This window comes from Bilifractor sp. LCP21S3_F8, assembly GCF_052117805.1.
Taxonomy (GTDB): Bacteria; Bacillota; Clostridia; order Lachnospirales; family Lachnospiraceae; genus Bilifractor.
In genome coordinates this window covers 1-26787 of sequence record NZ_JBQKIK010000026.1, presented here as the reverse complement: position 1 = coordinate 26787, position 26787 = coordinate 1, and the positions used below count along the sequence as shown (strand labels likewise).

Here is a 26787-nt window from a genome sequence, read left to right as displayed (position 1 = left end):
CATGAAAGAAGGAAGCGGAAAAAACATTGCTGTTATCTTCGCCGGCGGCTCCGGCAGACGCATGCATACAAAGGACAAGCCCAAGCAGTTTCTGCTCGTTCACGGCAAGCCGATCATCGTACACACCATCGAGCAGTTTGAGAATCATCCGGAGATCGACGGCATCGTCGTGGTCTGCATCAAGGGCTGGATCGACTATATGAACGACATGATCTACCGCTACCGGCTCGACAAGGTGAAGAGCGTCGTTCCCGGGGGAAAAACCGGACAGCTCTCCATCTACAACGGCCTCTGCGCGGCGGAAGAAGCCTTCGGAACGGACGGAACCGTCGTTCTGATCCACGACGGCGTACGACCGCTGATTGACGCGGACACCATCAGCCGGAACATCACTGCCGTCCGTGAGTTCGGCTCGGCCATCACCTGTACCGTCGCGAAGGAGACCGTCATTCTTGTGGACGACACCGAGAAGGTAGACGCGGTTCCCGACCGCTCACGCTCCCGGTTCGCCAAGGCGCCTCAAAGCTTCTATCTGAAGGACATACTCGCCGCCCACCGCCAGTGTCTGGCAGAGGGAAAGGACAACGTCATTGACTCCTGTACGATGATGCGGATGTATGGAAAGCCGCTCCACGTCGTCATCGGCAGAAGCGACAACATCAAGATCACCACACCCGACGACTTCTACATCTTCCGGGCACTGTACGACGCAAGGGAGAATAATCAGATAGGAGAGTACGAATGACAGACTCGAAAATCCGGAATCGCAAGGCTTCCCCGGGCAGAGCCGGAGACCGCCCCGTCAGGAGAAAACAGATCCTCGCCTGCATCCTTCTGTGCGGCATAATTCTGACCGCCTTCGGCCTTACCCTGTATCATACCCGCCACGCGGGAAACAGGTGGACCGTGACCTCCTACGCGCCGGCAAACGGAAACCAGGGGACCTTCTACACCATTACCGATCAGAACAACCATCTCGTCATCGTAGACGGCGGCTATGACTCCGATGCACAGCAGGTGCTGAACATCCTGAAACAGCACAACTATCATGCGGACGCGTGGATCATCACCCACGCTCATCCGGATCACGCGGGAGCCTTCAACGCTATCCTGGCCACCTATCCGGACACAAACGTCACGATCGGCCAGATCTACACGACAAAGATCAACCAGAAGCGGTACGAGGAGACCGCACACGATTACGACGGTATCGACACCTGGTACACCTTCAACCGACTGACGCAGAAAATGAACAACGTCACTTATCTGAAGGCGGGAGATGAGCTGGACCTCATCGGACTTCATTTGAAGGTGCTGCACGCCTGGGACAAGGCAGCCGAACAGCAGCAGGCCAATCTGCTGAACGACGGTTCTCTGATGTTCCGGATCTCCGGCAGAAAAACCTCCATGCTCTTCTGCGCCGACGTGCAGAAGGAGATGGAGGATGAGATCATTTCCTCTTATTCCGGTGATCTGAAATCCGACTATGTCGAATGCGGACACCACGGAAACTGGGGACTGGACACCAGGTTCTACGACCTCGTCGACCCGAAGGCGGCATTCATGGACTGCCCCGATCAGATCCTCAATGACACGACCGGAACCTACGACGCCCCACAGCTCAAATCCTGGTTCGAGGAAAGGGGCGTGACCGTCTACTCCTTCCACACCGCGCCGAATCATATCGTTCTTGAGTAACAGTTACGCATGAGGACAGAATGGTGAGAACAGAATATTGACCCGCGACGGCGGCTCAGATATTATACATTATAAATAAAATAGCTCGCCAATAATTGGTATATTTGTAATAAATTTTCGGTTGCATGATAAAAGAACAAAGGAGTAGAATAAAAGCATTGTGATAATTTGGCTTTTCATGGGCATTCTTATCTGTTCTGTCCGGATGAGTCATGGTTAGGGGGAAAATATTTTTTATGTTACCAAAAAAGAAATGGCTTCCAATTGCATGCAGCGTTTTGGCAGTACAGATCATTCTGGAGGCGTTTGCTGCTTACCGGCTAATCTGGCTGAACATGCTGCCGGATAAATATATAACTGCAGCCGTCGCTGTACTTGCGGTGATGGTTCTACTGACATGTCTGCTTTTATTTGCCGGTATGGGACATGGTCCTCACAGAGCAAGAAGAGTGAGAAGGGTCATTGCCTGTGTGCTGGCAGCACTGATGTCAATTGGCTCTGTAGCTGCATCGCTAATGCTGTACAAGGTTGATGAGACTGTTCAGACCGTCACAACGACCAAAACGACACTTCAGGCGATGGTCGGTGTGTATGTTCTTAAGGATGACACGGCGCAGAGCATTCAGGAAGCCAAGAACTACAGCTTTGGCGTTATGTCGGATTATGATCAGGACAATACGGCACAGGCGGTACAAACAATTGAATCCGAGCTTGGATCAAAGATCGAAACGGTTTCCCGTCCTTCCATGACCGAAAATGCACAGGCACTGTACGATAAATCCGTAAACGCAATCATTATGAACGAGGCATATGTCAGTGCTCTTACCGATACGGATGATTTCACAGATTTTTCGGACAAAACAAAAGTCCTCTGTGAGATTCCAATCGAGAAGACAGAAACCATTGACGCGAATGATACCGGATTAACTGCGGTCTCCTCAGGTTCCGATGAAACGACCGGACTCAATCAGGAAGCTGCAAATATGGATATCACATCTCAGCCGTTTGTCTTCTACATCAGTGGGTCAGACACCCGGAGTCAGATGCTTGACACCAGCAGAAGCGATGTAAACATCCTGATGGTGGTAAACCCCAAGACCCGCCAGATACTACTTGTGAATACACCACGTGACTACTACATTCCGAACCCGGCAGGAGGCGGCCAGCTGGACAAGCTGACACACCTCGGAATTTACGGAATCAATGTGTCTATGAAGGGACTGTCTGACCTGTATCAGGAAAATGTGGACTACTACGGACAAATCAATTTTACAGGATTTGAGACGCTGATCGACGCCATCGGCGGTATAACGGTAGATTCACCGCAGGCATTTGAGTCACGGGGATATTCCTTTAAGGAGGGCCCCAATACCATGGACGGCAAGCAGGCCCTTGTCTTTGCGAGAGAAAGATATTCGTTCAATGCAGGAGATAACGAGCGCGGCAGAAACCAGATGCGCGTCATTACCGCAGTGATTCAGAAACTTTCCGGAGAAGGCGCAAAGCTTCTCCTTAACTACAATGAAGTACTGGACAGTCTGCAGGGAATGTTTGTCACAAATCTGAGCTCAGACGATATTTCCGCGCTTGTAAAGATGCAACTTGATGACAGCAGCTCATGGAACGTGAAGTCCTATGCCGCCACAGGAACCGGTGGATCAGAATATACCTATTCCATGCCCAATATGAAAGCATATGTCATGTACGAGAACAAGGATATGGTCAAAAAAGCCGCGGATCTGATTGACAAGGTCAAAAACGGTGAGACACTGACCGATTCAGATGTACAGGGATAAAGAAAATTACTGTATAAGCTCTTCGAAAACGCAGATTAATGGAGGATATTTAGATGGACGACAATAGCAGACACGCGGAATCCACCGGCACGGCGCCGATCAACAGAGGAAATCCGGATGATGACGTGATACAGATCAATCTTTCGGATGTGCTCCGCACAATTGGAGCTAATTTCGGACAGATCCTTTTGGTAGCATTATTATTTGCTATTGTCACTCTGGCAGTAACGATATTTGTGATCAAGCCTACATATCGATCTTACTTCACCGCATTTGTCAATAACCGTACAACAGCGAGTGAAGACACTCAGACCCTCCAGAGCGGAGATGTCAGTGCCGCACAGAGCCTTACCTACACCTACGCATCAATAATGAAGAGCCGTCCGGTCGTTGAAGATGCACTCAAGAAGGCAAACTTGAGTTCTGAATATGAATATAAGGACATATCAGATGAAATAGAAACTGAAATTGAGCAGAATACGCAGCTTGTAACCGTCTATGTAACGATGGGTTCAGCAGAAGAGGCATATCAGCTTTCCAAGGCCATCGCTGAAATTGCACCGGATTATATTGCCAGCATCGTAGAGGGATCCTCAATGAAGGTCGTGACAAAGCCGGTCATGGCAACCCAGCCATATAGTCCAAGCGTGAAGAAAAATACAGCGGCCGGATTCGTCATTGGTTTGGTTCTGATGATGATAATCGTTGTCATCCGCAGTCTGATGGATACACGAATCAAGGATGCACAGGAACTGGAAGCCCGTTTCAGTATTCCGATCATTGGAACAATTCCGAATTATGAACAGGCAGAGCACGGGCATTCCGGAAAAGAGCGATATTATTACAAGGCACAGAGCCGGAAAGGAGAACGCAGATAAATGGGCGTATTCGATAACAGAAGATTGACCGGACGTTCCAATTCCATAGAAAAATCAGAGACAAAGCTGATTCTGTCCGACAAATCCCCCTGGCCGATACAGGAGGCATATAAGGCGCTTCGTACCAATATTATATTCTCCCTTCCGGGAAATGGCTGCAAGGTCATAGCGGTGAGCAGCGCGCAGCAGCACGATGGCAAGTCAACCATATGCATTAATACAGCAATCGCGTTTTCTCAGATCAACAAAAAAGTTCTGCTGATTGAATCTGATCTGCGCCTTCCGACAGTTGGCACAAAGCTTGGTATCCGCTCTGTGCCGGGACTTTCCGATACGCTAATCGGAGCCTGTCAGGTAGCGGAGGCGCTTCGCAGAAACGTGAGAAACGGACTGGATGTTCTTCCTGCCGGCAACATTCCGCCAGATCCGACATGGCTGCTGCAGTCCAATCAGATGAGCGTATTAATACAGCAGTTCCGTAAGCTTTATGACTATATTCTGATTGACCTTCCGCCAGTTACGACGGTAGCAGATGCCTCGATTATATCCCGTCATACCGATGGATTTCTTCTTGCGGTAAGGCATCAGACGACGGAAATGCCTGCCCTGGAGGATACACTTGCGCAGCTGCAACTCGCCGACGCAAAGATTCTTGGTTTCGTATACAATGATGTGACCACTGAGGGAGGCCACTACAAAAGTTATTACAAGGGGTATTATAAGAATTAACATGCTGTTTCGACACGAGAAACCATCTTTTTATGATCTTCATCTGCATATTCTGCCGGGAATGGATGACGGCGCTCAGAACCTGAAGATGTCTGTCAGCATGCTCAGGGAGGAGATCCGCCAGGGTTGTGACGGTCTGATCGCAACACCTCATTACTATCCGACAGAATCTATTCCGGCCTTTTTGAAGAGAAGACAGCAGGCTTTTGATGATCTGCGCGGTTATCTTCAGAAAGAGATACCTGACTGGACAGATCGCATCGAGCTAGGCGCAGAAGCCGCCTACCATAATGGTCTTGTCTGTGATCCGGATCTCGAGAAGCTTTGCTTCGGGCATTCCCGCTATCTGCTCCTGGAGATGCCATTTGAAAAATGGACTTCCGGTACGCTGCGGGATGTACGAACCCTCATTGCGAATGGAATACGTCCGATCATCGCGCATCTGGAGCGTTTTCCGGAATATGCCGGCGAGAGCGCGATCGAAGAGCTTCTTGAGATGGATGTTCTGATTCAGATGAATTCCGGAGCTCTGCTGCACAGAAGCTCTCATCGCCGTGCTCTGACCATGGTAAAAAACGGAATCACACAGGTTATGGGAACGGATTCCCATAACATGGATACCCGATGTCCGAACATGGAAGAGGGATTGAAGGTACTTCGAAAAGCACATCTGGGTCATCAGGCAGATGAAATCATAGATAATAATGCGGCTATTTACCAGGCCGCTATGTGGGACTAAATCATATCGAGAACGATCACGTATCCGATTCAGGAGAGGGAAGGGCAGAGAAACGATGAATAACAATGGATCGAACAGGTTTCTGGTCACTTTTTGCTGTGTGATTCTGGCTGTTTTACTCGGAGTACTTCTGGCTTTCAGCCACATCCGTCAGAACAGAATGACAAAGGAACTCGAGACAAAGGCAAATCAGGCGATGATGCAGGACGGAAACAATACCTATGAGACAAGCGCAGCATCCGATTCAGCTTCGTCAGACAGTTCATCATCAGAAGCTGTTTCCGCAACTTCTGATACGTCATCTGATGTTTCATCCGCTGTAACTTCTGCATCTGCAGATTCCTCTGACGATAAACAGAATAAAACTGTAACCTATACGGGGATCAGCTTTCGCGGAGACAGCTATATGGAAGACGATGCGGATAAAGCCAATGGCTATCCTGCAAAGGTACAGGCTCTTCTTCAGGCGGCAGGATCCGGCATGACCGTGGAGGATGATACCTGGGATATGGCCGGTACTCTTTCCCAGATGTCTCTCGCCGGTATTGACAGTCAGACAGTCCAGAACTATATTAATAAGCATAAACAAAATGGTCTTACAAATAATTATGAAACCGTTGTGCGCGCTGATCTCAGTCAGTATATGAAGACACGGGACGATCAGTCTTATCTTCCTGTTCTGACAATGGGATATCACGGCGGCTGGGGAGATGATCTCAACGAACTGATCGAGCAGGAAAAGGCGGTTCTTGCCACCTATCAGAATGGAAGTAAGGATTATCTGATCCTCGGTTCCTATCCTGCAAGTGTGACGGACCACACAGAATACGATCAGGCAATGACGCAGGCATTTGGCGATCATTACCTCAGCCTGAACAGCAAAGTCACTGCCGCACTTATGACTAATGATGGAAGACAGGAAATCGCTCAGGCAGTATTTGATAAATTGAATGAGCTCCATTACATATCGTAACAGGAGAAATCTGTTGGAGCTTACGCATTAGTGAAACTTAAGTATTTCGTTTTTTACTATCGGATGTGGGAGAAGAGGATGTATACAAAGAAGCGGCAATTGGAATTTCAAGTTGTATTCATATCCTATCTTTTAATTACCTTTTGCAGTGGTATTGTCGCATTTCTGATTCTGAGAGCATCTGGTAAATTAATTGCTGAGTTCTTCCAGGGAAGCTTTCTGATGAATGTTGCACTTCCTCTCGCAGTATCTATTCTTATGGCACTTTATGTGATCCTCCGAAAATTGAATTACCATTTTCAACGGCTGAGCTTTCCTCAGTGCGTCATGCGGGCTTTCCGTGAAACTGCACTCCTTGCAAGCTTCTGGGCTATTCTGCTTATTTTTGCCAAGAACGGAGTATCTGCCTCTAGATATTTTTATGCGACGACATTACTCATTTTCTTTGTTCTTGTGACAATCGAATGGGAATATATCTCATCGGTTGTCATTAAAAACTTCTATAAAACGTCATCCGCAACTTATGTCGGAGTTATCTCCAACAGTAAAAGAGCCGAACGGGTGATACTAACACTAAAGAAGGACTGGGCCAGAAAGCTTGTCGGTATCTGCCTCGTAGATGTTGAGGATGGAGATTTACCGGAAAATGTCTGCAATGTACCTGTAAGTTCCACTGTAAGCAACCTGATTGAACATGTGAGAAGGAACGCCATTGATGAAGTCTTCGTTGAGGTTGAGGAAGCGGAACGGATCCAGATTCAGGATGCAATTAAAGAAATGATCTGTATGGGAATCCGTGTACATGTGAATGTGCCTGAGATCAGTCGTCTTGAAAGAAATTTTACAGAAAAAGCGTTGTATGAAATTTCTGAGCAAAGACAAGAGTCGATGCCTGAAGAAACCGGAATCATTGAACACCAGACTGTATACACCAGAGAACTGAAGTATGGTTACGGTGGTCGGCCGGTGCTGATTCTTGATCGCCCTCGCAGACACATCCGGCAGCAGATTATGAAGCGTACCATTGACATCATCGGTTCAATTATCGGACTGGTGTTCACTGGGATCCTGTTTCTCATTCTCGGACCGATGATTAAGAAGGATTCGCCGGGACCGATTCTGTTTGGTCAGATCCGAATTGGTAAAAACGGAAGAAAGTTCAAGATGTATAAATTCCGAAGTATGTATCAGGATGCAGAAGCCCGCAAGAAAGAGCTGATGGATAAAAATGAAATGAACGGACTGATGTTCAAGATGGAAAATGATCCGCGCATTACAAAGGTCGGGCGCTTCATTCGTAAGACCAGTCTGGATGAATTTCCACAGTTCTGGAATGTCCTCAAAGGCGATATGTCGCTTGTAGGAACACGCCCACCGACCGAAAGTGAATTCAATCAGTACAACAGTTTTCATAAGCGAAGGCTTAGCATGAAACCGGGAATAACCGGCCTGTGGCAAGTCTCTGGAAGATCCGATATCAAGGACTTCGAAGAGGTTGTTCGCTTGGACTGCCAGTATATCGACAACTGGTCCGTTCGTGGAGACATTAAAATCCTGTTTAAAACAATATCTCTGGTATTCAAAAAGGATAATGGTGCCGCCTAAGATAAACAGGTGCCTTCTCCTCACTGGCCGTGTCAGTATCCTGCTTATGATTGTTTGTATTCCATACTCCGGCATTCATTCACGGGCTGGTCAGCAATTGAACGGCGAGAGAATGATTAGACCCGCGGGTGAATGGAAGAGTGTGTTTCACGTATTATATGAAGAGTTATTTAATGAGGGAGTGTAGTGACAGGTGCAGGATGTATTTATTATCGGATCAAAAGGGTTAGGAAATTATGGCGGCTATGAAACGTTCGTAATGAAATTAATCGATTACCACTCGTCTAATCAGAATATACGCTACCACATCGCGTGCAAGGCAAATGGAACGGGATGCATGGATGAGAAAAAACTTCCAGGTGCTAAGACCGTAAGCCCACATCATTTCAAGTACAGAAACGCAATCTGCTACAAGGTTCCAGTGAAGGAGCAGTTCAAGTCCGCACAGGCAATTTTCTATGACATAGATTCTCTGAAATGGGCGATAAACCATATCAAGAAACATCATATCGAGCATCCAATCGTTTATGTTCTGGCGTGCAGGATCGGACCATTCTTTGAAAAATACGTAAAAGAGATTCACCAGCTCGGCGGCAAAGTCTTCGTGAACCCTGACGGCCATGAGTGGATGAGAGCAAAGTGGTCTGCACCGGTTCGGAAGTATTGGAAGGAATCGGAGAGAGGCATGGTCAAATACGCTGACCTCTTAGTCTGTGATTCCGTCAACATTGAGAAATACATAAAAGAAGAGTACGGAAAATATAGCCCAAACACAACATTCATCGCTTACGGCGCGGATGTGGTAACGAGCGAGTTAGAGGATACCGATCCGTTGTTCACAGGTTGGCTGAAAGAGCAGGGGCTGAAACCGTATCAGTTCTATTACTGCTGTGGCCGCTTTGTTCCTGAGAACAACTTCGAGACAATGATCCGGGAGTTCATGAAAAGCAAGACAAAGCGTGACTTTGCGATCATCACGACAAAGAACGATGCGTTTCTGAACGAGCTGGATGAGAAGCTTGGTTTTAGGAAAGACGCAAGAATTAAGTTTGTTGGTACGGTTTATAATCAGGAGCTGTTGAAGAAGATCAGAGAGCAGGCGTATGCATACTTCCACGGGCATTCAGTGGGTGGTACGAATCCGAGTCTCCTCGAAGCACTGGGGAGTACACGCTTGAACCTTCTGTTTGACGTTGGCTTTAATAAGGAAGTTGGTCAGAACGCAGCTCTTTACTGGAGCAAGAAAGACGGAGACCTGGCGGGACTGATTGACCGGGTGGACGTGCTTGAAGATGCGGCATTGGAAGAGTACGGACGAAAGGCAAAGCAGAGGATCAGGGACGCATACAGCTGGCAGTTCATTGCTGACCGGTATGAAGAGATATTTTGTGGGGAAAATGCACACGTCGCTGCAAAAGTTGTGGCGAAGTGATAGATATGAAATTGAAAGAAAGGTGGTTAGAAAATTGAATATACTACATTATTCGCTTGGCTTTCCACCATATCGTACCGGCGGCCTTACAAAATTCTGCATGGATCTCATGAAAGAGCAGGTTAAGGAAGGAGACCAGGTATCGCTTCTCTGGCCGGGAGAGATTCAGTTATTCGGTAAACATACGAAAATAAAGAAGAACGGGAGTGTTGATGGTATCGCGAGCTTCGAGGTCATCAATCCGACGCCTGTCTCTTATGATGAGGGAATTGTTGATATACCTGCATTCACGGACGAAGGTGATCTGAAGGTATATGAGCAATTCCTTCAATTTGTGCATCCGAACGTAATTCACATTCACACTCTGATGGGATTTCACAAGAATTTGCTTGTAGCAGCTAAGAAGATGGGCATTAAGACGGTGTTCACGACACATGATTTCTTTCCAATCTGCCCAAAAGTGACAATGTTCCGGGATGGCATGATCTGCCCAGATGCAGATGCCTGCGAGAGCTGCCCGAAATGCAATTTGACAGCGCTTTCGCTTAGAAAGATTCAGATACTTCAGAGTCCAGTGTATAGAACGCTAAAGGATAGTGCAGCTGTGAAGAAACTTCGAAAAGGTCATCGTGATGAGTATCTAAGTGGGCAAGAAGTGGTTGAGGGAGAAACAACTAGGACAGCGGAGGATTACCGGAAGTTAAGGGAATACTATAAAAGCCTTCTGGATCTGATAGATGTAGTTCACTACAACAGTTCTGTGACTAAGGGAGTATATGAGAAATACATGGGTGAAAGGAAGAATGTGCTGATTCCGATTACCCATGGAGATATCAAGGACCACAGGAAGAAAAAGGAATTCGGAAACAAGATTAGGATCACATATTTATCTGCTCAGAGTGCTGCAAAGGGATACTTCGTTTTAAAGAGCGTTCTTGATGAACTCTGGAGAGTAAGACAAAACTTTGAGCTGAACGTATTCTTTAAGCCAGTTGAGGGCGAACCTTACATTAAGTCGCATGAAAGGTATGATTACTCACAGCTTGGAAGCATCATGGATCACACCGATGTCTTGATTCAGCCGAGTGTGTGGAACGAGACCTTCGGATACACAGTGATCGAAGCACTGAGCTATGGTGTTCCGGTTATTGTGAGCAGTCATGTGGGTGCCAAGGATGTGATTCCTGATGGTGGTGGAATAGTTGTAGAGGCTGGTAGTAAAACGCTTTTAGCAAATGCATTTATTAGTCTAACGCGTGAGAAGCTAAAACAAATGAATGAAAATATTATTTCATCACAATTTGATTATGGAATAAGAGAATTTAATAGGATAGTAAGATATGGACTATATCGAAATAACAGGTAGTAATAATATTAGTTTTGTGGTGCTACTTTATAAAGCATATGGATCCGCAAGAAAATGCATTAATTCATTACTTAAATTAAAAGCCCCGAATGGGTGGTCAATTAATATCATCATTGTCGACAATAATTCACCAGATGATAGCTATATAAAAATATGTACAGAGTTTAAAGAAAATAGCAATGTTTTTTTGATTCATAATGAGAAGAATATTGGATTTGCCAAGGGAAATAATGTTGGCTTTCTTTATGCAAAGACACATTTAAATTCTGATTTCATAATATTAGCCAATAGTGATACCTATGTATATGATACAAATTTTGCAAACAAATTAATTTCGAATTATTTCGACGCCCACTTTGACATAGCTGGTCCGAATATACTTTCTCTAAAAGATGGGAAACATCAGAATCCTGAGCGCAGACAATACTATTCGATTATCGATGTAAAAAAAAGATTATTAAAATTAGACGTGCTATATTGCTTTAGTTTTTTAAATTTAGACATTCAACTTCAAAGACTATTTCGTAAAAAGAATAACGATGATGGAGATGATTATAGCGACAGAAAGCTGCTGATGAATAATGATTATCAATTATTTGGAGCTTTTTTGATTTTTTCAAAATCTTATATAAAAAAATATGATGGTTTATATCCCGGAACATTCATGTATGGCGAAGAAAATATTTTAAGATATATAATACAACGAGATAAGTTGAAAATGAAATATATTAGTGAACTGATTGTATATCACGAAGAGGGTTCATCTACTGATGAAAGCTATAAAGCTCCATTGCGAAATAGAAGATTTAGATATAAAAATAGTATAAATAGTTGTAAAACTTTGTTAAATCTTGTTGATTCAGATCGAAAATATAGGAATAGTAATAAATGAGCTATAATAAAATAGATAGGGCTATTACTGAATTGTTAATAATACTGTTAGCTATTAATTACATGGCCATTGAAATTATTCTTAAAAATAGCCTTGCCCTAAGCTATTTCAGAGACATTTTACTTGTATCGCTACTCATATTAACGGTAAGGAAAAATAAAGTAATAATGAGCAAGGCTGCCTACTTTATAATAATCTTTATGATTTTGGGCGCATTAGCATTATACAACACGAATTCACAAGCTACCGGAATACTAGCTATAAGAAGATACTACTTCCCAATCATATTCCTATTTTGCATAAGTAATATAGATATTGATAATTACAATCATTACATTATTAGTTTCATGGTAAAATTTTTAGCTTTGTTATCTGCTTGGGGTATTTTCCAGGCCGATATTTTAGGCGATACTTTTTTAAGAAAAATAGGATATCCATTAGTGTATTCTTATGCATATGGAAGAGATATGCTTTATAACTCTTTTTATTTTGGCAATCTTGGTATTCAAAGAGTTGTCAGCACATTTAGCAGTTCAAATATTTATGGCCTATGTTCTGGCATTGTATTGATAGCTTCGATAATATTATACAATTTTATTGATATAAAACACAAAAATATGCTGATTATCCTTATTTTTGCTGGCTATATACTTTCGTTTTCACGTTCGAATTTTTTGGCGCTGTTAATTGTTTTAGTAGCGTATCTAAGAAAATACATTCCTCATAAAAAAATGGTATATTTCAGTATTGTAGTTTTGATTATTACATTTATTATTTGGGGAATTTTTCAAGGAAATTCAGGGGTTCTATATAAGATATTCACATGGATTGCTGATACATTTGCTGGAAGAGAATCATCGTCTGCTGGACGATCTGGTATTTGGAAGGCTGCTTTTATAGAATCAGTTAAACATCCACTGGGATTAGGATATGGTCATGCGGGAGCATTGGCAAGCAGTAATTTGACGACAAGTCAAGTATTTTCTTCGGAAAACTCATATTTAACAATAGCTCTTGATGTGGGATGGCTGGGTACTTTCTTATACGTATTCTTCATAGCTTCTTTAGTTCAAATATTCAGAAGATATTCTAGAATGTTCAATAATAAATCTGATTATTACGGGAATAGATTATGCGTATGTGGCTATACAATATTGATATATTTAAGCATAGTCATGTTTTTCTCTAATCATATACAAGATATGGAGGCTATTTGCTTTGCATATTTATTTGTGGGAATTGCATTACAATATATACATACGCATAATATAAAACCTGTTAATTCGATTAACTAAATAATAACAGCGATTCATTTAATTGCTATTAAATTTTGAGGATGTTTGTATGAATTACAAAAATGAGGATGTACTTATCTTATCAGCTATTGATCCGACACATGCATATTCATGCATCAAATATTTGTATCGGTTCCTTTCTAAACAGGGCATTAGCATTGAATGCTGGGCAAGAGTTCCCCAAAAATCATGTGCACTTTATTATATGTGGGGAAAAGGAACTCATTCCTTCTGCGAAAGTCCATTTATGAATATCCCTAAAGTTCGCACATATTATATGAGATTAAAAGGCTTGTCAGAGTGCTTTAAATACAGAAATAAGACAATTATTTGTCATGATCTATTTCATTATCATTCTGCAAGAATAGTAAAGAAACTATTTAAAAACACAAAATTGATTATATATTTCACTGAAATTTACAACAATAAACACAGTGAGTTACTACAAAAACTTCAAAAAGATTTTGTAAATCATCCCAATTTGGCAGATTTGATGATTGAATGCGATTATCAAAGAGAAAAGTGGAGAATAACTAATAATCGTATCAAAATTGATTCATGTACGATCTTGAATACAATTTCATATGAAGAGGTCAAAAAATTTCTAAATAAGCAGAAGACAAAGAACTCAGTACCTAAAATAGCATACGCTGGTGGCGTTCATGAAAAAGGAGAATTTTCCATAATAATTGACGCTTTATCTGAGATTGATAGAAAGTTTGAAATGGACTTTTATTGTTTTGGTTCAGATGCCAATTTAAACGAACTAGAGACTGAATGTAAACAAAAAATTCCCGGAAAATATAAATTAATTAGAAATCTTCCAAGAGAAGATGTATTTGATCATATATATAATGCGGATGCTGGAATTACATATTATGATCCCGACTATAGTGTAAATACATTATATGCAGCGCCAACCAAATTTTTTGAATATATAGGACTTGCGATACCTGTAATTTGCTCCGGCAACCCTTCTCTTGATTCTCTGATTGATGAATATGGACTAGGGGTTTATATGAAAGAAAACAATAGTGAGGGAATGAAACAATGTATCGAGTACATTATTGATCATAATGATAAAAGAATTGAATTCTCTAATAATGAAAAGAAAGCTTTTAAAGATCATCTGTGCTATGAAGAGCAATGTAAAGCCGCAACTTCGAAAATTTTGAACTTGATTAAAAATAATTGCTCATGAAGATAAAGGCGAGATTGCTTGAACTCCTTTTTGGGGGAGGGTATGACTATTATAAGACTCCATTAATAAAGCAACATATCGAGAAGTACCTATAAATAAATAATTCTAATTTGTCTTATCTATCATTATCCTGCTAATTTGAAGGAGCATTCTAATATATTGCATATATTTGCATAGGTAATTAGTTAGCTTAGAAAATAACTCAATATGTAGGAGAATCGTACAAACTATATCAGCGTTCAAATAAAATTGTATAATTGATATTGCATAAAAAAGAAGGAAGACTAGATACAAAGACTAAGCAGAAGAATATTAATTTAAAATTAATTTATAATTATTGTATTTTTAACATTGAGTAAGGAGTAGCGAAATTTGAAAAAAATAATGTTAGTGTTCGGTACACGCCCGGAAGCGATCAAAATGTGCCCCCTTGTTAATGAGTTAAAGAAACGGCCTTCATTGCAGACAATTGTATGCGTAACAGGACAACATAAAGAAATGCTGCAGCAAGTACTAGACGTTTTTAATGTTATTCCTGATTACAATTTAGCAATAATGAAGCAGGGGCAAACACTTTTTGATATCACAACAAATATTTTGAATTCTATCCAGGAAGTCTTAGTTAAGGCTAGTCCAGATGTAGTTTTAGTTCATGGGGATACTAGCACTACATTTGCAACTGCTCTAGCTTGCTTCTATCTTCAGATCCCAGTTGGCCATGTTGAAGCAGGACTGAGAACATATAATATTTATTCTCCATATCCTGAGGAATTTAACCGCGAAGCAGTGAGCATAATCAGCCAGTATAACTTTGCTCCTACACAATTATCGTACGATAACCTTGTTAAGGAAGGTAAAGATTCTAAGAAAATATGGATAACAGGCAACACAGCAATTGATGCATTGAAGACCACTGTCAGAAAGGATTTTTCTGATGAAAATATAGAGTGGGCTAAAGGGAAAAGACTTATAATAATTACTGCACATCGAAGAGAAAATCTTGGTAGTCCAATGCTTCACATGTTCAAGGCAATTAAACGCGTTCTTGACGAGCATGATGATGTGGTTGCTATCTATCCGATACATTTGAATCCAGTTGTGAGATCTGTAGCAGATGAAGTGTTTGGGGAAGGCGATAACAGAGATAAAAGAATAAGAATTATTGAACCGTTAGATGTCCTGGATTTTCATAATTATATGCATAATAGCTATCTTATTCTTACTGACTCTGGTGGTATTCAAGAAGAGGCTCCTAGTTTAGGCAAGCCAGTACTCGTAATGCGTGATACTACTGAACGACCGGAAGGAATAGCGGCAGGAACACTCAAACTTGTCGGTACAAGCGAAGATACAATATACAAAGAGTTTACTAGATTGCTTGATAATAAGGATGAATACGATAAGATGGCACATGCTGCAAATCCATATGGAGACGGACATGCTTGCGAAAGAATTGCTGATGTACTGGAGTACGGAAAATACGTGAATGAATACTATCAATGAGAAATATAAAAAATTAGGCAAAAATACGTTGTGGATGATAGTTGGTAATTTCGCATCGAAACTTCTATCATTCTTTATGGTACCTTTATATACAGCATATTTAAGTACAGCTGATTATGGCATATCTGATCTGATGACCACAACAATTAGCTTATTGTCTCCTTTTTTAACGCTAGCTGCATCAGAAGGTATTATTCGTTTTACGTTAGATAGGTCGAATGATCGAAAGCAGGTTTTTACATTAGCCTTAACTATATCTGGAATTGGATATCTAATCCTATTACTGATATCGCCTGTCTTACAAGATTATACCTCTTTTAAAGACTATTACAGCTTATTTTTAGTATATTATCTCGTTAATAATCTGCTTTGGATTTTGCAGCAATTTATAAAGGGATTAGATCATGTTTCTCATTATGCGATTAGTGGCGTAATATCTACCCTGAGTAGCGTAACAACGAATATATTATTATTAGCAGTTTTTAAAATAGGGGTACGAGGATATTTATATTCACAAATTATTGCATGCTTGATTCCTACGAGCTATATATTTATTACAGAAAGGCTTTACAGATATTTAATTAAACCAACTAGGATATCAAATCAGTTAGTTAAACGATATATTAATTATTGCCTGCCTTTAATTCCAAATCAAATAAGCTGGTGGATAAACAATTCGTCAGATAAATACATTTTAAATTATTACCATGGCTTATCACTTACAGGAATTTATTCCGTAGCATATAAAATACCGACTATCTTAACTATAGTAGGTGGCATATTTGCATCCTCATGGCAAATTTCTGCTGTTGAAGATTTTGGATCGGAAAATTCAAAGCGATTTTTTTCTTCGGTATTTCATAAGTATTTTTCACTATACGCAGTTGCTACTAGCATATTGTTATGTTTTATAAAAGTATTGGCAAAATTTCTTTTTTCTAATGATTTTTATAACGCGTGGCCATTTGCTTCGATTTTATTACTTGCTTCATTTATCCAGGTAATGGGACAGTTTTATGAGACTATTTACATTTGTGCAATGAAACCTAAAATGCTATTAGTAACAACTTTGGTTGCTGCAGTCGTCAATGTTGGTTTAAACTTTGCAATGATTCCTTCGATGGGAGCCTATGGTGCTTCAATAGCAACTTTTATAGGCTATTCAGTCATGTTTTTTTTAAGAGTTTTGGATACTAGAAGAATATTCAAATTCGAAATAAATCAAGGTAAAATTGCATTGATAATAATATTACTGGTTATGCAAGTTGTATTTTTGTGTAGCCAATTTAAGTATTGGATCATATTAGAATTTATAATTGCAGCAATAATTACTGCAACAAATAGAATTATTTTTAAAGACATATTGAAAATTTTAAGAACGATTATAAAAGGTGAGTCAACATAATGCTTTCAAAAAAAGGTATAAAAGATAGCACGGAACTAGGGATAGATGAAATACACAAAACTACTTTGCAAAATTTATCGATGATTATTGATATTTGTGATCAATTAAAAATTAATTATTTTTTAGCTTTTGGATCATTGATTGGTGCAATAAGAAATAATGGGTTTATTCCATGGGACGATGATTGCGATATAATCATGCTTCGATCTGACTATGAGAAGTTTAAACAATACTGCCTTCAAAACGAAGATAATATTAGACCATACAAACTACTTTGCAAAAACAATACTATTAAATATCCTTACAATATTGCAAGATTCAATGATATGAGATACAAAGCAGTATACAATAATACACAAGAATATGATTCGGGCATATTTGTAGATATATATCCATTTGATCAAGTTGGTGAATTAAGCACACAACAATTAAAAATATTAGATAAAAAAAGATCGTATCTTCAGCAGATGATTTTGTGGTCTACGGATGATCATTATGAAAGATCAAAGCACAATAAATGGTATCGATCCTTAATAAAATATATTATGCACACTTATTCAAAAATAAGAGGGCAGAAGTACTTCATGGATAAAATGGAGCACCTTAAGGATCAGTACTATGATGATAAAGGCAACAATGTCGCGGAACTTGTGTGGGATTTTAAGACTGTTCTTTGCAAAAAAGAATGGTTTAATGGCTTTCTTATGCATCAGTTTGAAAATTTAATAGTAAAAATTCCATCGGATTATGATTCGTTTTTGAGAGCTTACTATGGAGATTATATGAAGCTCCCACCGGTGGAAGAACGGCACCCTACACACGAATATAAAATTTATAGAAGATAGGAGCTATATCCTATCAAGAGAGAAGGTCAACAAGTTTTTCTTGACATCGATGTTCACGAAAAGTATTATAAGTAAAGAACATGAACATTTATCAAGGAGAATACCATGAACAAGCAAGAATCGGATGTTCTTTTGGCAATTGCACAACGATCCTTTGAGAATCAAAGGGAACTGGCTGCATATACGGGTCACGCACTTGGCGTGGTGAATAAAGCATTGAATTCATTGGAAAAGAATGGATATATCGACGAGATGAAGGCAACGGCCAAGACCGAAAAGCTGCTGGATGAGAGGCAACCGAAAAATGCCATTATCCTTGCTGCAGGATTTGGCATGAGGATGATACCAATCAATCATGAAACACCGAAAGCATTTCTTGAGGTCAATGCGGAAAAGCTGATTGAAAGACAGATCCGTCAGCTTCATGCAATGGGTATTCATGAGATCTATATTGTCGTAGGGTTCATGAAAGAAAAGTTTGAGTATCTCATGGACAAATACAATGTGGAGCTCATCGTTAATTCTGAGTATGCCACAAAGAACAACATTCATTCGCTCTACAGGGCTTTGAATCATCTTCATAATACCTATATAGTTCCCTGCGATGTCTGGTGTGATCAAAATCCATTTAGTAGACATGAGCTTTATTCCTGGTACATGGTCAGCGATCTGATCGATGATGATTCTGATGTCAGAGTGAATCGTAAAAATGAACTTGTGCTTACCAATAAGGCCGGAAATGCTATGGTTGGTATCTCATACTTGACGGGATCTGATTGTGAGTGGGTAAAAGAGAGGATTTCTTCATTTTGCAAGGATAATAGGCATGACAACGATTTTTGGGAAACATCTCTTTATAAGGATGATCGAATGATTATAACGGCGAAGGTGGTTCATGCTTCGGATGTTGCCGAGATCAACACATACGAGCAGCTTCGCGATCTGGATGATCAGTCGAATCAGCTGAATTCGAAAGCGATCCATACGATTGAGAAAGTCTTTCATTCAGAACCAAAAGACATTACAGATATCACAATCCTAAAAAAAGGAATGACAAACAGGTCATTTTTGTTCCGATGCAAGGGTGAGAAGTATATTATGCGAATCCCAGGAGAGGGAACGGATCAGTTAATTAATCGTAGAGAAGAAGCAGACGTTTATCAGACGATCGGAGGGTTCCATTTCTGCGATGATCCTGTGTATATCAATCCAGAGAATGGATATAAGATCACGAAGTTTTTAAACGGCGTCAGAGAATGTGATCCACATAACGATGATGATTTAAAGAAATGCATGGAACTTCTGCGAAGGTTTCACGATAAGAAGCTAATTGTAAACCATTCCTTTGATCTGTTTGAGAATATAGAATTTTACGAGTCTCTGTGGAACGGCTCCGGATCCATGTATCAGGATTATGGGCAAACTAAGAAGAATGTTATGAAACTAAGAGCATACATTGATCAGCATAGGGAAGAATACTGCCTGACACATATTGATGCGGTTCCAGACAATTTCTTATTTTATCAAGATGCTTCGGGGGCAGAGCAGTTGCAGCTCACTGACTGGGAGTATGCTGGAATGCAGGATCCGCATGTAGATATCGCAATGTTCTGCATCTACAGTCTCTATGATAGAAAACAGGTCGATCATTTGATTGATATATATTTTGATCATAACTGTTCGGAAGAAGTAAGAACCAAAATATACTGTTATATCGCAATCTGCGGACTGCTTTGGTCCAATTGGTGCGAATACAAAGCACATCTTGGTGTTGAATTCGGTGAGTACAGCCTTCGTCAGTATCGATATGCAAAGGATTATTATCGGTATGCTGTGGAACGCATGTAAACGCACAATGGAGAACGAGGATAAAGGGATGTATCACGTTGACAATGCAGTCATTATGGCTGCGGGGACAAGTTCAAGATTTGCTCCACTTTCCTATGAAAGACCCAAAGGACTTATTACGGTGAAGGGAGAGGTCTTGATCGAACGTCAAATCAGGCAGCTGAAAGAAAGCGGTATCAATGATATTACTGTTGTAACAGGGTATAAGGCTAAGGAGTTCCAGTACCTGAAAGGTAAGTTTGGAATTCAATTAGTCAACAATTCGGACTATAACACTCGGAATAATAATGCCAGCATTAAGGTGGTTGAGAATATCCTTTCCAATACCTATATTTGTTCGGCAGACAATTATTTTAGTCAGAATCCATTTGAAAGAGAAGTAGACAGCGCATATTATGCAGCTGTTTATAGCGATGGACCGACAAACGAATGGTGTATGGAAACGGATTCTGACGGGTGGATACGAAAAGTCACGATCGGTGGTGATAATGCCTGGTATATGTTAGGGCATACCTTTTGGGATGAGAGGTTTTCCTCTGCCTTTCGGGCAATTCTGGATGAGGTATATGATGAACCAGAAACGTCTGAAAAGCTTTGGGAAGACATCTATATTGAGCATCTCGATCATCTACGTATGAAAATCAGAAAGTATCCGGCTAACTACATCTTTGAATTTGACACACTAGATGAGCTTCGGACATTTGACGAAAGCTATATGAACAGCACGCACTCACGCATCTTGAGGGCACTTGCATCGAAACTTGGAGTGACAGAAGCGGATATTGTTCATATCAATTGTTTGAAGGATGCCAAATCAACAGAAGCAATTGGTTTTACCTTTGATGTAAGCGGGCATCATTATTCGTATCTGTATGATGGAGGATTGAGAGATAAGTTTCCAGTCTCTTAATTTTAATGAGATAGAGGTTTTTACTCTTGATGTCCACGAAATGACAATATATAGAGAATACGAACAAAGCAAGAAAGGATAAGATCATGAAAAGGAAAAAAGAAAAAGCCTCAGGACAGATCGATTGGGTTATTACACTGGTTCCGTTGATTCTGATTCTGTCCCTGGCATCATTGTTTTTTGCATTTCCGGAACAGTCAAATCAGATAGTTGGGCAAATCCGATATGTTTTTGGTGATACCTTTGGTGTTTATTATCTGATCATCGGGCTGGGGATTCTCTTCGTATCCATTTACCTTGCAGGATCAAAGTACGGGACGATCGTGTTGGGCGGACAGGAAGAGAAGCCAAAGTACTCCTTCTGGGTCTGGGGATCAATGATGTTTACGTGCGGGCTGGCCGCTGATATTCTGTTTTATTCCTTTGCAGAGTGGGTTATGTATGCTTCTGATCCACATATCAGTGAACTGGGATCGGTGCAGGAATGGGCAGGTGTCTTTCCTCTTTTTCATTGGAGTTTTATTCCTTGGGCTTTTTATTTAGTCCTAGCTGTAGCTTTTGGCTTTATGCTTCATGTACGGAAAAGAAATCGTCAGAAGTTTTCGGAAGCGTGCCGACCAATTCTTGGAGAACATACAGACGGATGGGCAGGGAGAATCATCGATTTGCTTGCAGTATTTGCCCTCCTGGCGGGAACAGCAACAACGTTTTCTGTAGCTACGCCTCTTATGGCTGCGGCAATCGAGTCACTTTTCGGGATTACAGTAAATCGAACAATAGTGACAATTGTCATTCTGATCATCACGTGCGTGATTTATACTTACAGTCTTCTGCACGGAATCAAAGGAATCAGCCATCTCGCAAATGCTTGTATGTATTTGTTCTTCGGATTCCTGATTTATGTATTGGTATTTGGAGGAGAGAGTAAATATATTCTTGAAACGGGACTCGAGTCTTTCGGTCGAATGATCAATCATTTTGTGGACTTGGCAACCTTCACAGATCCTCTCCGTACATCTAGCTTCCCACAGAACTGGACGATCTACTATTGGGCATACTGGATGGTATGGAGCATCGCGGCGCCATTCTTCATTGGGCAAATTTCAAAAGGACGTACGATTCGGCAGACAATATTAGGCGGTTATGTATTCGGTGTCGGAAGCACATGTGTAAGCTTCATCATCCTGGGTAATTACTCCATGGGGAAGCAGATGGCCGGTGCTGCTGATTTTATCGCACAATATCAGGCGGGTGCGAATACCTATGATCTGATCATTACCATGATAAAGACGATGCCGCTCGTGCCGGTGGTATTGATTTGGCTGATCTGCACGATGATCGCGTTCTATGCGACAAGCTTTGACTCCATTGCTCTGATCGGTTCCTGCTACAGCTATAAACACCTAGAGGATGGACAGCAGCCATCAAAGAAGATTGAATTTATGTGGTGCATTCTATTAATCATACTTCCGATTGCGCTGCTGTTCAGTGACAGTTCCATGTCAAATATTCAAAGTGTAAGTATTATAGCAGCTTTTCCTATAGGAATTGTCATGATTTTGATCGTGGCCAGTTTATTGAAAGAACTGAAGAGCTTCTGGACGGAGAATAAATAGGATATTTAAGTTCACACTCAGAAGTCAACAATTAGAAATTAATGATATCGGCACCTCGCAACACAGGTGACGCTGCATTCAGGAATAGGGAAAGGGTTGACATTGGATAAGGCGCAGGAAACAATCTTGACAGACAGACAGACAGACAGACAGACAGACAGACAGACAGACAGACAGACAGACAGACAGACAGACAGAATAGAATGGATTGATTCTGTTAAAGGCTTAGCAATACTTTTGGTCATGTGGGGGCATGTTATTAAGGATGTGAATCCCTTATTTAATTGGGTATGTACGTTTCATGTTCCTGTGTTTCTCGTTTTATCCGGATTGCTTTTTGCCTATAGAAACAAAAAAATTAGTTCTTTTAGATATACGGTCAATAAAATTCTATGGCCATATTTAATATTTAGTATATGTGCGACTTTCACTGATGCTTTATTGACTTATATAGATTCAGATAGTTTTTATTATAGCTGTAAGATGGTACTACTGGACGCATATAAGACAGTTATCTTATATGGAATACATGCTTTATGGTACTTAGGATCATACATTATAGCCGTATGGGTATATCTAAAGCTTAAAGATTTTCCATTAAAAGTTAGAGCATCGTTTGAAATCGGATTCATTATTGCTGGCATTTCTTATAGCAATGTTTCTCAAATGTACAAGATGTCCACAGCAATATCACTGTTACTTGTTTCGCTTATAAGAGCTCTTGTATGTAGTGTGTTTTTATTTGCTGGGTTTGACTTCTATAGGATCTTAAAAAAAGGAAGTCAAAAGATTCAGCCTATATTTGTTGGCTTTACTTTTTTGCTGATATCATTACTATTTGCAGAACTCAATGGAGAAAGTAATTTTTCAATAATTGATTATGGGGGAAACTCACTGCTGTGTTTGGCTGCATCATTTTGCGGTGCAATTGGATTATGCCTCTTGTTTAAGAACCATAGTGTCCCGGGATTGATTTATCTTGGAAGGAATTCGTTAATTCTTCTTGTAACACATAGCTCATTAAAAATAACTGTTCTTAGCCAATTGCTGGTAGGGAGATACTTAAATAACGAAAAATCGTGGCTGTATGGAATTGCCTGCTTAGCAATTATGCTGGGAATAGAAATGCCAATAATACTACTACTAAATGGAAAACTTAATTTTTTGATTAGAAGGCCCAAATGCTTCAAGCTACAGAGAAGAACTATACAGGAAAAGTAATGCTGACAATGATGATGGTGTTAAAGCCTAGCAATATAAAAATGATATAGGCTAAATCTATATGATGCAAACTATCTCTTATATTTCATCAATTATCACAGCAGTAACGTTTATTGTTTTTCTCATAGGGTGTTTTATCCGTATCGGCTTTTCAAAATACAATACGCATGAAAGATTCACTGTTTATAAACGAGAAAAGTCCGGAAGAAATATAGATGAAGAAACAAACTTTCTTGAAATCACATCGATAGGGGACGAGTTTATCATAGAAGCGGAGAATATCGGCGTCAGGCACCGTTAATTATGATATGTATAAGGTTATAGCATCATCGCTGCACTTCATCAGAAAAGTATTAGGTGATCATATTTGAAAAATAAAAGGCTTTTATTGATTGTAGGTTTTATTTTAGCAGCGTCGGCAATATGTGGTCTGATTTACAAAACGTCCGTAATTCTGAAGAACGTCAACTCCACAACAAATTTTGAAGTTGAATCGCTGCGCTGGTCAATTATCGGAGCAATTGGAAGCTGGGCGGGATCTATTTTTGGAGCAATAGCCTTGGTGATTTCCATGCTTGCATTTTTACTTCCACAGAAAGTAAAGATAAAGGTAGAGGCGTCGACTGGTTTTATGTTAAGTCAGATGCCAGGTGTAGATAGAATTGATGCATATATTGTCACAGTAAAGAATGTCGGAGTTAAACCGATATCGATAACGAATTTATATCTTCACTTTGGAAACCCCAAAAAGAATGGGGATATTTTTATTGGAGCTATCAATTTAGATTCTCTATTACAAGCTTTTACACCGAAGTTTCCGGTAAGACTCGATCAGGGGGAATCTTTCTCGTATTACTTACTTAAAGACAAGTTGGATCACGCTTTATATAAATTAGAAAAGGCTCCTATCGACTCTCCATTGTATATCAGAATAGATGAGGTAATAACAGGAAGTAAATATTTCAAGACCAAGCTCACTCTTAAGACTTTTACAGGACATCTCTGTAAACAGGATGATAAGCGCAAGTAATATTGCTGATAGGTCCGATTTCCTGTTAAGAGCGCTATGCACCGCTAACGAGACAACTTGAATACTCCGCACTCAAAAGACCGCTAATCCACATAAGCAGTACCGTGATTTCACTACCACATTACCACTATTCCGTTTCATTCTTTTCGGAATACTGATACCGTAGGTATTTACTAACCAATCCCGAGTTAGTTATGGACCAGCTCTCTTCCACAATAACTAATGATAGAGGTGAATTTGATTTATTGTTTAAAAAGTACATTTCCATCCTATTTGTAATCATATCCATCCTTCTCATCATTGCGTTTACGCTACAACCAGGCTCAGCGTCAGCTGCGCTTGCTATGCATTTTGTCAATGTAATTTCGAAGGTGAATAACAAATTGAATCACACCACGGCAGATTGGTATGCCTTCTACATTCTCGTCCGGAAGTTTGCCCATTCAGTTGAATACCTGTTGATGGGAGTGGCGTCAAGTTTTTTCTTCCTTGTGTGGGGCAAGAAACATCCATATCTTTTGGCTGTAGTATTCTGCGCGGTTGTGTCGATATGTGACCAGCTTAGTAAGATCGTTGTCCCGGGACGCGAATTCGACATTACAGACATTCCGTTTGATGTGATGGGATATCTGATCGGGATCTTATTCGTGTATGTAGCAAGACATGAGTGGCATAAGTTCAAACAGAGGTGATGTTCCCACCTCCTCAACTTCTCATTACCCGTACCTTCTCCGCATTCTGAATAAGTAACGCTGTAGCGACTATCCTGGCAATAGATGAATGGGGTAGGTTATGGCAGCACGGTAGAATAAAAGTAGAACGGTTCCATGCTGTTGCAATGGCTAGGTACTTTCCATCTCCAGGGGTGGGGCAGTTTTAATTATAAATCAACACACGAGCATAGGAGAGAAAATGAAAACAACATTACTTATTATGGCAGCCGGTATCGGTAGCCGCTTCGGAACGGGAATTAAGCAGTTGGAGCCAGTGGATGATGCTAGACATATCATTATGGACTACTCAATCCATGATGCGATTGCGGCAGGTTTTAACTATGTAGTGTTTATCATCCGCAAAGATATCGAGAAAGAGTTTAAAGAGATTATTGGGGATCGAATTGCCACCATTTGCTCTTCTCATAACGTAACAGTAGATTACGCTTTCCAGGATATCAACGATATTCCGGGAGAACTTCCGGAAGGCCGTACAAAGCCGTGGGGAACCGGTCAGGCTGTGCTTGCAGCGAAGGCCGTAATTAAAACTCCATTCATCGTCATTAACGCAGACGATTACTATGGCAAGGAAGGCTTCAAGGCCGTCCATGAGTATCTGGTGAATGGCGGCAAGTCCTGCATGGCTGGTTTCGTTCTGAAGAACACGCTGTCTGATAACGGTGGTGTGACTCGTGGTATCTGCAAGATGGATGAGAATGGAAACTTGACTGATGTTGTGGAAACCAAGAACATCGTAAAGACTGCAGATGGAGCAGAGGCAGACGGTGTGGTTGTTGATGTGAATTCTCTGGTATCCATGAATATGTGGGGCTTGACTCCTGATTTTCTGGATGTGCTGGAGGAGGGCTTCAAGGAGTTCTTCGAGAAAGAAGTACCGGGTAATCCGCAGAAAGCAGAATATCTGATTCCGATCCTCATCGGTGAACTGCTGGAGCAGGGAAAGATGTCTGTGAAGGTTCTTGTATATTTCGCGTGATTAGTCCGCTCTTCACGGCTAATTAGCCCACCATTAACGGCAGATCAGCCCAGTTGTCACGGAGCAGAGCCCGGTATGGCCGGCGGGCGGATTAG

Annotated in this window: 23 protein-coding genes; all 23 read left to right on the top strand. The window is 40.9% G+C overall.

Going from position 1 to position 26787, the window contains the following annotated elements; translation table 11 throughout:
* The first annotated feature begins 1 nt into the window (after position 1).
* Complete coding sequence (locus ACTQ3A_RS11180) at positions 2-745, top strand: IspD/TarI family cytidylyltransferase (protein WP_441494876.1); 744 nt, start codon at positions 2-4, stop codon at positions 743-745.
* On the top strand, positions 742-1698 hold the full coding sequence (locus ACTQ3A_RS11175; protein ID WP_441494875.1) for a ComEC/Rec2 family competence protein: 957 nt from the start codon (positions 742-744) through the stop codon (positions 1696-1698). The genes ACTQ3A_RS11180 and ACTQ3A_RS11175 overlap by 4 nt, the downstream gene beginning before the upstream one ends.
* 278 nt (positions 1699-1976) lie before the next feature.
* Positions 1977-3494 carry an LCP family protein gene (locus ACTQ3A_RS11170; protein ID WP_441495324.1) on the top strand — a complete coding sequence of 506 codons (1518 nt, stop codon included), beginning with the start codon at positions 1977-1979 and terminating at the stop codon, positions 3492-3494.
* Positions 3495-3547: 53 nt separating this feature from the next.
* On the top strand, positions 3548-4372 hold the full coding sequence (locus ACTQ3A_RS11165) for a YveK family protein (protein ID WP_441494873.1): 825 nt from the start codon (positions 3548-3550) through the stop codon (positions 4370-4372).
* Complete coding sequence (locus ACTQ3A_RS11160; RefSeq protein ID WP_441494872.1) at positions 4373-5101, top strand: CpsD/CapB family tyrosine-protein kinase; 729 nt, start codon at positions 4373-4375, stop codon at positions 5099-5101.
* Position 5102: 1 nt separating this feature from the next.
* The gene (locus ACTQ3A_RS11155; RefSeq protein ID WP_441494871.1) at positions 5103-5840 is read left to right on the top strand and encodes a CpsB/CapC family capsule biosynthesis tyrosine phosphatase; all 738 of its coding nucleotides are present in this window, start codon (positions 5103-5105) and stop codon (positions 5838-5840) included.
* Positions 5841-5895: 55 nt separating this feature from the next.
* Positions 5896-6813: a hypothetical protein gene (locus tag ACTQ3A_RS11150; protein WP_441494870.1), complete on the top strand. Its 918-nt coding sequence runs from the start codon at positions 5896-5898 to the stop codon at positions 6811-6813.
* A 78-nt stretch (positions 6814-6891) separates the two neighbouring features.
* Positions 6892-8418, top strand: a complete 1527-nt coding sequence (locus tag ACTQ3A_RS11145) for a sugar transferase (RefSeq protein ID WP_441495323.1) — start codon at positions 6892-6894, stop codon at positions 8416-8418.
* Between the two features lie 193 nt (positions 8419-8611).
* On the top strand, positions 8612-9850 hold the full coding sequence (gene cps2T, locus ACTQ3A_RS11140; protein WP_441494868.1) for a beta 1-4 rhamnosyltransferase Cps2T: 1239 nt from the start codon (positions 8612-8614) through the stop codon (positions 9848-9850).
* Between the two features lie 22 nt (positions 9851-9872).
* Complete coding sequence (locus tag ACTQ3A_RS11135) at positions 9873-11216, top strand: glycosyltransferase (protein ID WP_441495322.1); 1344 nt, start codon at positions 9873-9875, stop codon at positions 11214-11216.
* Complete coding sequence (locus tag ACTQ3A_RS11130) at positions 11191-12108, top strand: glycosyltransferase family 2 protein (protein ID WP_441494867.1); 918 nt, start codon at positions 11191-11193, stop codon at positions 12106-12108. Before ACTQ3A_RS11135 ends, ACTQ3A_RS11130 begins: the two co-directional genes overlap by 26 nt.
* Positions 12105-13403: an O-antigen ligase family protein gene (locus tag ACTQ3A_RS11125; RefSeq protein WP_441494866.1), complete on the top strand. Its 1299-nt coding sequence runs from the start codon at positions 12105-12107 to the stop codon at positions 13401-13403. Before ACTQ3A_RS11130 ends, ACTQ3A_RS11125 begins: the two co-directional genes overlap by 4 nt.
* Before the next feature lie 277 nt (positions 13404-13680).
* A complete protein-coding gene (locus ACTQ3A_RS11120; protein WP_441495321.1) occupies positions 13681-14604 on the top strand; it encodes a hypothetical protein in 924 nt (307 codons plus the stop codon).
* A gap of 372 nt (positions 14605-14976) precedes the next feature.
* A complete protein-coding gene (gene wecB, locus ACTQ3A_RS11115; RefSeq protein ID WP_441494864.1) occupies positions 14977-16107 on the top strand; it encodes a non-hydrolyzing UDP-N-acetylglucosamine 2-epimerase in 1131 nt (376 codons plus the stop codon).
* Entirely contained in the window at positions 16091-17512 is a 1422-nt protein-coding gene (locus ACTQ3A_RS11110; protein ID WP_441494863.1) for a lipopolysaccharide biosynthesis protein, read from the top strand. Before wecB ends, ACTQ3A_RS11110 begins: the two co-directional genes overlap by 17 nt.
* Positions 17512-18357, top strand: coding sequence for a LicD family protein (locus ACTQ3A_RS11105; protein ID WP_441494862.1), 846 nt, complete (start codon positions 17512-17514; stop codon positions 18355-18357). Before ACTQ3A_RS11110 ends, ACTQ3A_RS11105 begins: the two co-directional genes overlap by 1 nt.
* A gap of 105 nt (positions 18358-18462) precedes the next feature.
* Positions 18463-20205 carry an NTP transferase domain-containing protein gene (locus tag ACTQ3A_RS11100; protein ID WP_441494861.1) on the top strand — a complete coding sequence of 581 codons (1743 nt, stop codon included), beginning with the start codon at positions 18463-18465 and terminating at the stop codon, positions 20203-20205.
* A 7-nt stretch (positions 20206-20212) separates the two neighbouring features.
* Positions 20213-21115 carry an NTP transferase domain-containing protein gene (locus tag ACTQ3A_RS11095; protein ID WP_441495320.1) on the top strand — a complete coding sequence of 301 codons (903 nt, stop codon included), beginning with the start codon at positions 20213-20215 and terminating at the stop codon, positions 21113-21115.
* An 86-nt stretch (positions 21116-21201) separates the two neighbouring features.
* Positions 21202-22731, top strand: a complete 1530-nt coding sequence (locus tag ACTQ3A_RS11090) for a BCCT family transporter (RefSeq protein WP_441494859.1) — start codon at positions 21202-21204, stop codon at positions 22729-22731.
* Positions 22732-22857: 126 nt separating this feature from the next.
* Positions 22858-23952 (top strand): acyltransferase family protein, encoded by a 1095-nt coding sequence (locus ACTQ3A_RS11085; RefSeq protein WP_441494858.1) that lies wholly within the window; start codon positions 22858-22860, stop codon positions 23950-23952.
* 367 nt (positions 23953-24319) lie between these two features.
* A complete protein-coding gene (locus ACTQ3A_RS11080) occupies positions 24320-24982 on the top strand; it encodes a hypothetical protein (protein WP_441494857.1) in 663 nt (220 codons plus the stop codon).
* Between the two features lie 194 nt (positions 24983-25176).
* Positions 25177-25674, top strand: a complete 498-nt coding sequence (locus tag ACTQ3A_RS11075; protein ID WP_441494856.1) for a VanZ family protein — start codon at positions 25177-25179, stop codon at positions 25672-25674.
* Between the two features lie 220 nt (positions 25675-25894).
* A complete protein-coding gene (locus tag ACTQ3A_RS11070; RefSeq protein WP_441494855.1) occupies positions 25895-26692 on the top strand; it encodes a sugar phosphate nucleotidyltransferase in 798 nt (265 codons plus the stop codon).
* The last annotated feature ends 95 nt before the right edge of the window (positions 26693-26787 follow it).